This window comes from Pseudomonas sp. NPDC088429 (assembly GCF_044753305.1).
Classification (GTDB): domain Bacteria; phylum Pseudomonadota; class Gammaproteobacteria; order Pseudomonadales; family Pseudomonadaceae; genus Aquipseudomonas; species Aquipseudomonas rustica.
In genome coordinates this window covers 12,860-24,058 of the sequence record NZ_JBIVMX010000032.1, presented here as the reverse complement: position 1 = coordinate 24,058, position 11,199 = coordinate 12,860, and the positions used below count along the sequence as shown (strand labels likewise).

10 protein-coding genes are annotated in these 11,199 nt (G+C 59.4%); 6 read left to right on the top strand and 4 right to left on the bottom strand.

Going from position 1 to position 11,199, the window contains the following annotated elements; genetic code table 11:
- Window positions 1-75: 75 nt before the first annotated feature.
- The gene (locus ACIP66_RS17050) at window positions 76-2,172 is read right to left on the bottom strand and encodes a mechanosensitive ion channel family protein (protein ID WP_053124278.1); all 2,097 of its coding nucleotides are present in this window, start codon (window positions 2,170-2,172) and stop codon (window positions 76-78) included.
- 345 nt (window positions 2,173-2,517) lie between these two features.
- Here ACIP66_RS17050 and ACIP66_RS17045 point away from each other — a divergent pair, with 345 nt between their 5' ends.
- The 4 genes from ACIP66_RS17045 to ACIP66_RS17030 are packed head-to-tail and all read left to right on the top strand — an operon-like array spanning window position 2,518 to window position 6,495.
- Window positions 2,518-3,444, top strand: coding sequence for a DUF72 domain-containing protein (locus ACIP66_RS17045; RefSeq protein WP_159815621.1), 927 nt, complete (start codon window positions 2,518-2,520; stop codon window positions 3,442-3,444).
- Window positions 3,441-4,238, top strand: coding sequence for an endonuclease/exonuclease/phosphatase family protein (locus ACIP66_RS17040; RefSeq protein WP_400649321.1), 798 nt, complete (start codon window positions 3,441-3,443; stop codon window positions 4,236-4,238). Before ACIP66_RS17045 ends, ACIP66_RS17040 begins: the two co-directional genes overlap by 4 nt.
- On the top strand, window positions 4,235-5,509 hold the full coding sequence (clsB, locus tag ACIP66_RS17035; RefSeq protein WP_212551335.1) for a cardiolipin synthase ClsB: 1,275 nt from the start codon (window positions 4,235-4,237) through the stop codon (window positions 5,507-5,509). Before ACIP66_RS17040 ends, clsB begins: the two co-directional genes overlap by 4 nt.
- Window positions 5,506-6,495 carry a lysylphosphatidylglycerol synthase domain-containing protein gene (locus ACIP66_RS17030; protein WP_400649318.1) on the top strand — a complete coding sequence of 330 codons (990 nt, stop codon included), beginning with the start codon at window positions 5,506-5,508 and terminating at the stop codon, window positions 6,493-6,495. Before clsB ends, ACIP66_RS17030 begins: the two co-directional genes overlap by 4 nt.
- 87 nt (window positions 6,496-6,582) lie before the next feature.
- Here ACIP66_RS17030 and ACIP66_RS17025 read toward each other — a convergent pair whose 3' ends face one another.
- The 3 genes from ACIP66_RS17025 to ACIP66_RS17015 all read right to left on the bottom strand — a co-directional run bounded on the left by ACIP66_RS17025 (window position 6,583) and on the right by ACIP66_RS17015 (window position 9,710).
- Window positions 6,583-7,338 (bottom strand): S9 family peptidase, encoded by a 756-nt coding sequence (locus ACIP66_RS17025; RefSeq protein WP_008081888.1) that lies wholly within the window; start codon window positions 7,336-7,338, stop codon window positions 6,583-6,585.
- Window positions 7,328-8,437, bottom strand: a complete 1,110-nt coding sequence (locus ACIP66_RS17020) for a DUF3182 family protein (RefSeq protein ID WP_400649316.1) — start codon at window positions 8,435-8,437, stop codon at window positions 7,328-7,330. The genes ACIP66_RS17025 and ACIP66_RS17020 overlap by 11 nt, the downstream gene beginning before the upstream one ends.
- Before the next feature lie 271 nt (window positions 8,438-8,708).
- Entirely contained in the window at window positions 8,709-9,710 is a 1,002-nt protein-coding gene (locus ACIP66_RS17015; RefSeq protein WP_400649314.1) for a GlxA family transcriptional regulator, read from the bottom strand.
- A gap of 100 nt (window positions 9,711-9,810) precedes the next feature.
- Here ACIP66_RS17015 and ACIP66_RS17010 point away from each other — a divergent pair, with 100 nt between their 5' ends.
- Window positions 9,811-10,365: a cysteine hydrolase family protein gene (locus tag ACIP66_RS17010; RefSeq protein WP_053124293.1), complete on the top strand. Its 555-nt coding sequence runs from the start codon at window positions 9,811-9,813 to the stop codon at window positions 10,363-10,365.
- 241 nt (window positions 10,366-10,606) lie between these two features.
- A complete protein-coding gene (locus tag ACIP66_RS17005; protein WP_246542012.1) occupies window positions 10,607-11,188 on the top strand; it encodes a YjfI family protein in 582 nt (193 codons plus the stop codon).
- Window positions 11,189-11,199 lie beyond the last annotated feature (11 nt).

Below are 11,199 nucleotides of genomic sequence, written 5' to 3'. Positions count from 1 at the left end.
ACATTTTGGAATGCATTCCCCTGTAGGAGTGAGCCTGCTCGCGATAAGGCCAGTATTAGCAACACGAGACCTGCGTTAAGTCCGCGACCCCTGCGGCACCTCGGTCGCCACCACCTCTCCCTCCTGCACCTGCCGCTTCGGCAACAAAACCTGCTGTGGATAAGTCTGCGCGAAATGCACCGTCTCGGTGTTATCCACAAGCTTCTTCAAACGCTGGTTAAACGCCCGGCTCACCGCATACTGCCCGCCCGACACCGTTCTGAATTGCGCCGTCAGCACCACGCCATTCAAATCCATCCGATCCACGCCAAATACATCCAGCGGCCCTTGCAGGTTGTACTTGAGGAACGGGTCTTCGCGGATCGAATCGCCGGTCTCGCGAATCAACTCAATGGCTTTATCCACGTCCGTGTCATAGGTGAACTGCACCGAGAAAAACGCATAGGCGAACTGCCGCGACTGGTTGGTCACAGCCTTGATCTGGCCAAACGGCACCGAGTGCACAAAACCCTTGCCGTCACGCAGCCGCAGGGTACGAATGGTCAGCCCTTCGACCGTACCGGCATGCCCGGAATCGAGCACCACCCAATCGCCGATCGACAGGGTGTCTTCGATGATGATGAACAGCCCGGTAATCACGTCCTGCACCAGTTGCTGCGAACCGAAACCGATGGCCAGACCGACCACCCCGGCACCCGCCAGCAGCGGCGCAACGTTGATCCCCAGGTTGGCCATGGTGGTGATCGCGCAGATCACCACGAGGATGATTTTGATCGCGTTGCGCAGCAGCGGCAGGATGGTTTTCACCCGTGTGCTCGGCTGGCGCGCCGCGCGTTTGCTGAGCGGCGGTTTCAGTGCCTCCTGAATCGCCGTGTCGAGCACCACCCACAACAGCCAGGTCACCAGGAAGATCAAACCGATGCTGCTCAACGCGTTACTGATCGCTCGCCCGACCGTGCTGCTCTGGGCAAAATCGAGCAGCGACACGCCCCAGATCCGTCCGAGAATATCGATGAAGGCGATGGCGATCACGATCCGCAGCAAGGCGTGCAACAGGCTCAGGAAGCGTTCCTTGTAAGCGCTGCTGCGCTGGATCGCTTCGGCTTTTCGTGACTTGAACAAGTGCTGCAGAATCGTGCTGAGAAATACCGTGCCGATCAGCAGCACCGTGGTGAACAACGCGCAGCGCAGGGCTTTTTGATTGTCCTCGCCGATGCCGATGAGGTTGACCGCCGAGACCAGCACCATCAAGACAATCGGCCAATACCACAGCCCGGAAAAAATCCGCAGTGACTCCTGCAAGGAGGGCTGTTTCAAACGTTGAGCCAGCGAGCGGTTGCGGATCAGATGCGCCACTGGGCGACGCAAGCGAATCACCAACAGTCCGAAAATCACCGAGGCGATCAGGCCGGTAAACACGGCGACGCTGCTGGTGATATTGCCGCCCAGTTGCCGGGCGATTTGCGGGCTGGTCAGCGCATCGCTGAGGGCGGCGAGGAAGCCGATCAGGAACAACGGACGCGGGCAATAATTGCGGATGATGCGTGCGGCGGGACGTTTGTGCCCGACGTTGAACATCACCACCACGCATAACAGCATCGAAGTGGAAAAGATGCCGCTGCTGGTGGCATAAGCCAGACACAGCGCCAGCGCGCGCCCCACCGAAGCTTGCAGAAAATGACTGACATACAGGGTCAACGGCAGGCAGATCAGCGCCGGAAGCGTGTACGGCAGCAAGTAGCCGATCAGATCCTGACTGCGTTGGCGGGTGCGTAACCAGCGGCCTCCACGCATACGGTTGGCCAACAAACTGCCGAGTACGGTGAGCAGCGCAAAACTGCCGAGCCAAGTGCCGGACAGCGTGAGGAAATCTCCGGCGACACTCCAGCCTGAGCGGTTCGACGGCTGGTTGACCAGTTTGTCGACTTCATCGGCCGCACGGTCGGCGCGCAGGCGCCAGGCGTCGACCAGATGCTCGTTGATGTCGAGTTTGTCCTGCACGTCGTCGATGCTCGAACTGATCGCACCGAGCAGACCGCCCTGCACCAGCGGCTCGGGTTTGGCCGGTTCTTCGGCAGCGGCCGGAACACCCGGCAGCGCGGCGGCGTCGATTTCACTGGCACCGAGAAACAGCAATGCTCCCAGCAGAATGGCGATCCTGAACTTGACCAAAACTCCGATCTCCCGTGGCTGAACCTGTAAGGAACTGATCAAGTTTTGCGCGGCAAGTTCAAGAGCCCCCTCACCCTAGCCCTCTCCCAGAGGGAGAGGGAACTGACCGAGTCGACTGGTCTTGGTGCATCGACCTGAAGGTCTACAGTCGAACTCAGGCCTTCAAAACCACGCACATCTGCTCCCTTCCCCCTCGCCCCCTTGGGGGAGAGGGTTGGGGTGAGGGGGAGCGCTTTTGATCTTCGCCTTAGATGTGACCGTCCGTAATACCGCCGAAACTTTCCCGATCCGCCCGCAGTCATCAAAAGACAGCGGCAACACGAGGGCTTTCAACGGGAGGGTGGCATGGCAACGATTCACATCGGTATTTCCGGCTGGCGCTACGAACCGTGGCGCGGGGACTTCTACCCCAAGGGACTGGCGCAAAAGCGCGAATTGCAATTCGCGTCGAGGGCGGTCAACAGCATCGAAATCAACGGATCGTTCTATGCCCTGCAACGACCCGAACGCTATGCGCAGTGGTACGCCGAAACACCCGACGACTTCGTCTTCAGCGTCAAAGCCCCGCGCTTCATCACCCATATCCGCCGTTTGCGCGATATCGAAAAACCGCTGGCGAATTTCTTCGCCTCGGGAATTCTGGAGCTCAAGGAAAAACTCGGGCCGATCCTTTGGCAGTTCCCGCCGAACTTCAAATTCGAGCCCGAGCGTTTCGAGCATTTCCTCGCGCTATTGCCGCACGACACCGAAGCGGCGGCCGCCCTCGCCCATCAACACGACTCCCACCTGCACGGCCACGCGAGCATGAAAGCCTGGCGCAAAAAGCCGCTGCGTCATGCCGTGGAAATCCGCAACGACAGCTTCCTCGATCCCGAATTTGTGCGGTTACTGAAGCGTTACAACACCGCGCTGGTAATCGCCGACACCGCCGATAAATGGCCCTACCGCGAAGACCTGACCAGCGACTTCGTTTATCTGCGCCTGCACGGCGCCGAAGAACTCTACGCCAGCGGTTACACCGCGCCAGCCCTCAAGCGTTGGGCCGAGCGCATCGACGCCTGGCACCATGGCGAGCAACCGAAAGATGCCCATCTGATCGCCCCGCGCTTGAAGCCGCGCGCACGCAAATCCCGCGAAGTGTTCTGCTATTTCGACAACGACATCAAAGTCCGCGCGCCCTACGACGCCCGTGATCTGCTGCACCGTTTCGAGCTGGATAAAGACCTCGCCACCACCCCCGGTGAACCCGCTGGCGAAGGAGTGCTGGCATGAGTATTTCAGAACCGGTCGGCTTCACCGATGAAGGCTCGGTCGTCGCGCCGTCGGTGCGTACTTTCACCGTGCTGACGGTCAACACCCACAAGGGTTTTACCGCCCTCAACCGGCGCTTCATCCTTCCGGAATTGCGCGAAGCGGTGCGCAGCGTCGCCGCCGACGTGGTGTTCCTGCAGGAAGTCCACGGCACCCACGAGCATCATCACAAGCGCTACAGCAATTGGCCGACGATGCCGCAGTACGAATTCCTCGCCGACAGCCTCTGGCCGCAGTTCGCCTATGGGCGCAACGCGGTGTACCCGGACGGCGATCACGGCAATGCGTTGTTGTCGAAATTCCAGATCATCCGCCACGACAATCTCGACGTGTCGATCAGCGGCCACGAGAACCGTGGTCTGCTGCATTGCGTGCTGCGCCTGCCCGGCGACGGCGCCGAGATCCACGCGATCTGCGTGCATCTGGGCCTGCGTGAAAGTCATCGCAACGCGCAGTTGAAGCTACTCGGCGAACGCTTGGCCGAACTGCCGGACGACGCGCCCGTGATCGTCGCCGGTGACTTCAATGACTGGCGCCAGCGCGCCGATGCGTTGCTCAAACCCTCGGGCCTGTGTGAAGTGTTCGCCGAGCACCACGGCAAACCGGCGCGCAGTTTCCCCGCACGTCTGCCGACCCTGCGCCTCGACCGTATTTATGTCCGTAACCTTAAAGCCAGCCAGCCGAAAGTCCTTGCCAACCGGCCCTGGTCTCACCTTTCCGACCACGCACCGTTATCGGTGGAGATCGAACTATGAACAGCGCGCCGCTGGAGAAATCCGCCGTGGAACCCATCAGCATTACCCCACCGGTGCGCGAGCCCGGTCAGGTCGACGTCGAGTACCGCTGGCAGGGCGGCAACCATGTGCAATTGCTGGAAAACGGCGAGGAATATTTCCCGCGTGTGTTTGAAGCGATGCGCGCGGCGAAGAGTGAAATTATCCTCGAGACTTTCATCGTTTTCGAAGACAAGGTCGGCGCCGAGCTGCAGGAGATTCTGATTGATGCGGCCAAGCGCGGCGTGCGCACCACCGTCAGCCTCGACGGCTTCGGTTGTGGCGAGTTGACCACCGGTTATCTCGCCGCATTGAGCGAGGCCGGCGTGCATTTGCAGATTTTCGATCCAGCGCCGAAACGCCTCGGCATTCGTACCAACTGGTTCCGCCGCTTGCACCGCAAAATTGTCGTGGTCGACGGCATGGTCGCGTTCATCGGCGGGATCAATTTTTCTGGCGATCATCTGGCCGATTTCGGCCCCGAAGCCAAGCAGGATTATTCGGTGGAAATTCAGGGCCCGGCGGTCGCCGACATCCATCATTTCGCCCTGCTGCAAAGTGGCCGGCCGGGTCGCGCGCGGTTCTGGTGGCAACGCCGGCGCCAGCGTCGCGCGGAAATGGCCTTCGATGATCATGACGGTCAGGTGCGTCTGGTGTTCCGCGACAACGACCAACACAGCACTGATATCGAAGACGTTTATCTGCAAGTGCTGCGCCGCGCCAAACGCCGTGTGGTGATCGCCAACGCCTACTTCTTTCCCGGTTACCGCTTGCTGCGCGAAATGCGCAATGCCGCCCGGCGCGGTGTCGATGTGCGGCTGATCCTGCAAGGCCAGCCAGACATGCTGGTGGCGAAACTCGCGGCGCGCATGACCTACGATTATTTGCTCAAGGCTGGCGTGCAGATTCACGAATATTGCCAGCGTCCGCTGCACGGCAAAGTCGCGCTGGTCGATGAAGAATGGAGCACCGTCGGTTCGAGCAATCTCGATCCGCTGAGTCTGTCGCTGAACCTGGAAGCCAACGTGCTGATCCGCGATCGCGCGTTCAATCAGCATCTGTTCGAGCGCCTCGAAGACCTCAGCCAAAACCATTGCAAAGCCATGGACGCCAGCAAGTCGCCACGCGGGCGCATCTGGCACATGACCGTGGGCTTTCTGGTGTTCCACTTTCTGCGGCATTTCCCGGCGATGGCGGGTTGGTTGCCGGCGCACAAACCGCGGCTCAAGCCGTTTCGAGGTAACCGCTCATGAGCCATTCCGAAGCGCACCCGAGCGGTCACGCGGCGCCAGCGACGCACTCGAAATGGAGCCGCTGGAAACGCCCGCTGACGCTGCTGTTTTTCCTCGCACTGATTGTGTTGCTGACGATGTTCGCTACGCGCATCGAATGGAAAGAAGTACTGGAAACCCTCGCCGATTTCAAAGTGCGCACTTTGATCATTGCCGCCAGCCTGACGTTGCTGAGCTTTCTGGTGTACGCCAGTTTCGACCTGATCGGCCGCACCTACATTCGTCAGGATTTGACCTGGAAACAGATTCTGCCGGTGGGGATTATCAGCTATGCGTTCAACCTGAACCTGAGCGCGTGGGTCGGCGGCATCGCTATGCGTTATCGGCTGTATTCACGGTTGGGCGTGAGTAAAGGCAACATTGCCAAGATTCTCGGGCTGAGCCTGGCGACTAACTGGTTTGGCTATATGACCATTGCCGGTGCGGTATTCAGCAGTGGTCTGGTGACTATGCCGCCGGGGTGGAAAGTCAGCAGCGACGCGTTGCAGGGCATCGGGGTTTTGTTGCTGCTGGTCAGCGCCGGTTACCTCGCGGCGTGTCAGTTTTCCAAGCGACGCGAGTGGTCGATTCGTGGCGTGGAAATCAACCTGCCATCGCTGCGCATGGCAGTGTTGCAACTGCTGTTGGGCGCGTTGAACTGGTCGCTGATGGCGGCGGTGATTTTCACGTTATTGCCGAGCAAATTGGATTATCCGTTGGTGCTGGGTGTGCTGTTGATCAGCGCGATTGCCGGGGTGATCACGCATATTCCGGCGGGGCTTGGCGTGCTGGAGGCGGTGTTTGTTGCGCTGCTGCAGCATGAAGCTTCGCGAGGGAGTCTGGTGGCGGGGTTGTTGGCGTATCGGGCGATTTATTTTCTGTTGCCGTTGTTGATTACGGTGGTGATGTATTTGGTGGTAGAGGCCAAAGCCAAGGCGTTGCGGATAGAGAAGAAACCTAGGCATTAAGATCAAGAGATCGCAGCCTTCGGCAGCTCCTACAGTTGGAATGCATTCTCCCTGTAGGAGCTGCCGCAGGCTGCGATCTTTTGATCTTCAAGACTGAATAATGCTCAACCGTTCGCCGACGACCATCTCGGTAATCCAGTCCACCAATATCGAGGTGTAAGCCTGCTGCGAAACCGGCTCGCTCAGCGCGTGATCGGCGCCATCGATAATCCGGTGCGTCAGCGAATGCGTCTGCTGACACGCCGCGCGGTAACTCATGATCGCCGCGTGCGGCACGTAGTCATCGGTTTCCGATTCCACCAGCAACACATCCCCGGTGAATTGCGAGCACGCATGCAACGCACGGTTGCTGTCGGCGCGCACCAGCGTACTTCGATAATCACGCAAATCCGCTTTATCCAATTCCCGCTTCGGCGTGTGCCATTGCTCGTCGCGATACAACGCCGGCACCCGCAGCGCCAGCCAGCGCACCGGGCGCAGCGACGTCAGGATTGCAGCCAGATAACCGCCATAACTGGTGCCGACCACGGCAATCGCCGAGGTATCGAGCGCAGGATGCGCGAGCAAGCGGTCATACGCCGCGAGCAGATCTCGCAGATTGTCTTCACGGGTGACGCGAGTCAGCGGAATCCCGGTGCCACCGGTATGCCCGCGCAAGTCGAAGGTCAGGCACACGCACCCTAGCCCTGCAATACCTTTGGCCCGTTCAAGATCTCGCTCCTGACTGCCGCCCCATCCGTGAACAAACAACACCCCCGGGACTTTCGATTTGGGACTGAGAAACGTCCCGCTCATCTGTTCATCATCAATGTCGATTTGAATGCTTTCGCTTCTAGCCGTCATAAGATTTGACCGTTACGTATTTGAGGAGAAATTCACTGTTTTCGGCCGGGCCGCGATACACCTCGATGGCGTCCGCCGGCAGCGGCTGATCGATGTAGGTTTCCACCGACGACACACGAATCGCGCGCATCCCCGGGTCGTTGACGAAGCTTTGCAGCGCGGCAACTTCAGCACTGCTGGCACCGCCCATGCGCCAGGATTGTTCGAGCACGCCGCTGCGGGTTTTGCCGTTGCTGTCCAACCCTTGGGCGATGTCGTAATTGCGCCGCGAGGCGTAGAAGCGCGGATAAGCTTCATCGGCAGCGCTGTCGAAAATCTGCGCCTGTTCGATGGCCAGCCGGACATCATCCGCCAGATCCAGCGCCAGCAGATCGGCATAGCCGCCCTGCACCACCAGCAGGTTCGAACCACCATACACGTCTTCGCCGTGGGCATCTTTGGTCAAGTATTGATCACCGCAGTAGCTCAGCACTTTGTCGCCGATGAACGTCTGGCCGACGCTGTGGGTGACGACGTCGCTCAAGTCCTGTTCCAGTACCACGCCTTCGCTGAACTGTTTTGCGATATTGGGCCGGGCGAGGATTTCATCGAAGGCGTCGAGGCTCTTGATCACTTCCTGGCCGCGACCGGCGCAGGCATGAACCGGCTTCAAACGAATCGGCCCGCTGTACAGCAAATGCTCGGCGGCGGGTCGCGCATCTTCCAGGGAAAACACGCTGAGGCCGTCGAGCACCACGTTGCGCACCCGTTCGGAAAACAGCGGCGACCAGCCCTCAGGCGCATGGGCCAAGTGGCTGCGCAAACCGTGGCTGATGGCTTTGGTGCAAATGAAGTCGTGCTCGACAAATCCGCCCCACAAATCTTCCGGGCCTTTGATGCCGAGCTCGTGAGCGTGGGTGGCGCCGACGATGGTTTGCGTCGGCAGCAAGTAGAGGTCACGACCGCGATGTTTTTCCGGGTCGTAACTGCCACCGAATTTGAACCCGAGAATTTGCGCCAGCCAGCGGGCCAGCGCTTTGTTGGTTTGCACTTCATGCTGCGGCGCGCCGGCACGCACCGAGTGGGCGACGACGATTTTCCTGCGGGTGATCGGGGTCATGCGTCCCCCTTCCCTCGGTTCGATGACTGTAGCGGTGAAGGGTGCAGAGATCAGGCCAACGGCTGCTCTACGGAAACTCTCGTTTAATCAAAAACTTGCCGAAATCGTGCTGGCACCACGCCTGTTTCAATCTGCACGACCGCTAACTAAACCCCGGCAAATTGCACGATCTGTGGCCCTTGTAGGAGCAAAGCTTGCTCGCGAAAACGCTGTGTCAGGTGGCAAATATGTGACTGACACACTGCCTTCGCGAGCAAGCTTTGCTCCCACATTAGGCATTCGTTGCTTTTGGGGTTGGGGTCACACCAAACCGCGCCCGATAATCACTCGGCGCCAGCCCGGTGATCTTCCTGAAGATCACCCGAAACGCTCCCGGATCCTGATACCCCACTGTCCACGCAATGTGATCGATCGTGCCATTGGTGAACTCAAGCATCTCGCGCGCCTTGCCCACTCGCAGATGCTGACAATACTCGGTCGGCTTCAACCCGCTCGCCGCGCGAAACCGCCGCAGAAACGTGCGCTCCTCCAGCCCTGCACGCTCGGCCATCGCGGTCAGCGAAACATCCGTCGCGCCGGTGCTTTGCAGCCAATGCTGAACCTTGAGAATCGCCGCATCGCCATGACTGAGAATCGGCGCAAAATTGCTCCCGCACTCACTGGCACTGTCGCTGTGTTCGATCACCAGAAAACGTGCGGTACCGGTGGCGATGCTCGGCCCGAGCAACCTGTCGACCAGGCGCAAGCCAAGCTCCGACCAGGCCATCAATCCAGCGGTGGTAATCAGGTCGCCGTCATCGACGATGGGCGTATCGGCTTTCAATTTGATCTTCGGGTATTGCTCGGCAAACGCCTTGGCCGATGTCCAGTGGGTGGTGGCGCTACGGCCATCGAGCAAACCGCTTTCCGCCAACATCAGCGAACCCACGCAGACACCGCCGAGCGTCGCGCCACGGGCATGTTGATCGCGCAACCACTGCGCAAGGCTGGCTGGCATGTTTGCCGAACTGAAGCCGCCAATTGACGGCGGAATCAGCACCGCCAGCAAATCGCTTTCGTCGCTCGGATGACTGTCGTAAACCCGCACGGGCGGCTGATCACCGTCGACCTGCCAATGACTGACCCGCAGCACCGGCAATTGCGCGGTCTGATGCTCAGCGGCAATGCGGTTGGCCACGCCGAACAGATCGGTCAAGCCATGCACCGCCGCCATCTGCGCGCCGGGATAAATCAGCACGCCGAGTTCAGCGGTGGCGGCTTTTTCAACGCCCATTGTCAGTTTTCCCCTGTCTATTGTCGGTGCGGCCAATCCTCGAATCATCGGCCAGCGCCAATACTTGCACCACACCAACAAGCACTTCGAGGACACACCCATGGCCAAGCAAGCACTCATCGTAGTCGATATCCAGAACGACTACTTCCCCCAAGGCAAGTGGCCGCTGGTCGGCGCGGATGCCGCCGCCGACAACGCCGTGCGACTGATTGCAGCGTTCCGCGAAGCGGGCGATTCAGTGGTGCACATCCGCCACGAATTCACTTCGCCGGATGCGCCGTTTTTCACCCCGGGCTCAGACGGCGCCAAGCTGCACCCGAAAGTGCTCAACCGCGCCGACGAGCCGGTCGTGCTCAAACACTTCGTCAATTCGTTTCGCGAGACTGAACTGCAATCGATCCTCGATGAACAAGGCATCAAGGAGCTGGTGGTGGTCGGCAGCATGAGCCACATGTGCGTCGATGGCATCACTCGCGCGGCAGCGGATTTGGGCTACACCGTGACGGTGATTCACGACGCCTGCGCCAGCCGCGATCTGGAATTCAATGGCCTGACCGTGCCTGCCGCCCATGTACACGCCGCGTTCATGTCAGCACTGGGCTTTGCCTACGCCAATGTGATCTCGACGGACGAATTTCTGTCGGCTGATCGCTAAGCAACACTTTGCAAACAGTCTATAAACAGAGGGCCCGCCACGTTGCGGGCCTTTTTTCGTCTGTCATAAAAAACTCACGCGTGAGCCATTGATGGCATTTTGGATTGGTTGTAGTGTGGCTCACGCGTGAGATGTTCATAACCGAGTCATAGCCATGAAAAGCCGTTCCCCCACCGCGAAATCCGAAAGTCCCAAGGGAGAGCGCGCGAAGGCGTCCGCAAAAAAACCGTCGAGCTTTTATATGAAGCAGATGCGTGCGGGCCTGGCCGCTGCCGGTTATGTGAAACACGAAACTTGGGTGCTTCCCGAAAACCGAAGCTTGCTCAAGCAAATGGAGCAACAGCTACGCCAACCGATTCTGGCTGGCTCTTTCATGTCGGAGAATTACATGAGCGCAGGCAACAACTGGAACATCGATAGCCTCTTCAACGCCCTCAAGGCCCTGGACGAGGTGGCTTCGCACGAGATCACGCTGTCGCTGATCCAGAGCTCTGAACCCAGCATCAAGCTGGAAATGAACGAATTCGGCGGTCTGCCGATTCACATCGCCGTCGCCGGTCAGCAGATCATCGTTGACACCGTGCTGGTCGATATTGATTCGATCACCGACGTGCACGCCTTCAATGACGCCGTGTTGCGCAGCCGGGAAATGTTCCCGCTGTCGTCGATCGGTATCGAGTCGATGCCCAACGGGCAGACCGTTTACAACATGTTTGGCGCCCTCAGCGCCGACTCGAGCCTGACCAACGTCGTCACCGAGGTGAAAACCCTCGTCGACAACGTGCAGCGCGCGAGCGAAGCCTTCGAACACTTCTTCAAGTAATCAACAGGGAA

What these genes read in the sequence shown, in the direction of transcription:
- ACIP66_RS17020 (WP_400649316.1), bottom strand. Translation starts at nt 8,437, where the DNA reads ATGACCCCGATCACCCGCAGGAAAATCGTCGTCGCCCACTCGGTGCGT.
- ACIP66_RS17040 (WP_400649321.1), top strand. Translation starts at nt 3,441, where the DNA reads ATGAGTATTTCAGAACCGGTCGGCTTCACCGATGAAGGCTCGGTCGTC.
- ACIP66_RS17010 (WP_053124293.1), top strand. Translation starts at nt 9,811, where the DNA reads ATGGCCAAGCAAGCACTCATCGTAGTCGATATCCAGAACGACTACTTC.
- ACIP66_RS17005 (WP_246542012.1), top strand. Translation starts at nt 10,607, where the DNA reads ATGAAGCAGATGCGTGCGGGCCTGGCCGCTGCCGGTTATGTGAAACAC.
- ACIP66_RS17030 (WP_400649318.1), top strand. Translation starts at nt 5,506, where the DNA reads ATGAGCCATTCCGAAGCGCACCCGAGCGGTCACGCGGCGCCAGCGACG.
- ACIP66_RS17045 (WP_159815621.1), top strand. Translation starts at nt 2,518, where the DNA reads ATGGCAACGATTCACATCGGTATTTCCGGCTGGCGCTACGAACCGTGG.
- ACIP66_RS17015 (WP_400649314.1), bottom strand. Translation starts at nt 9,710, where the DNA reads ATGGGCGTTGAAAAAGCCGCCACCGCTGAACTCGGCGTGCTGATTTAT.
- ACIP66_RS17025 (WP_008081888.1), bottom strand. Translation starts at nt 7,338, where the DNA reads ATGACGGCTAGAAGCGAAAGCATTCAAATCGACATTGATGATGAACAG.
- clsB (WP_212551335.1), top strand. Translation starts at nt 4,235, where the DNA reads ATGAACAGCGCGCCGCTGGAGAAATCCGCCGTGGAACCCATCAGCATT.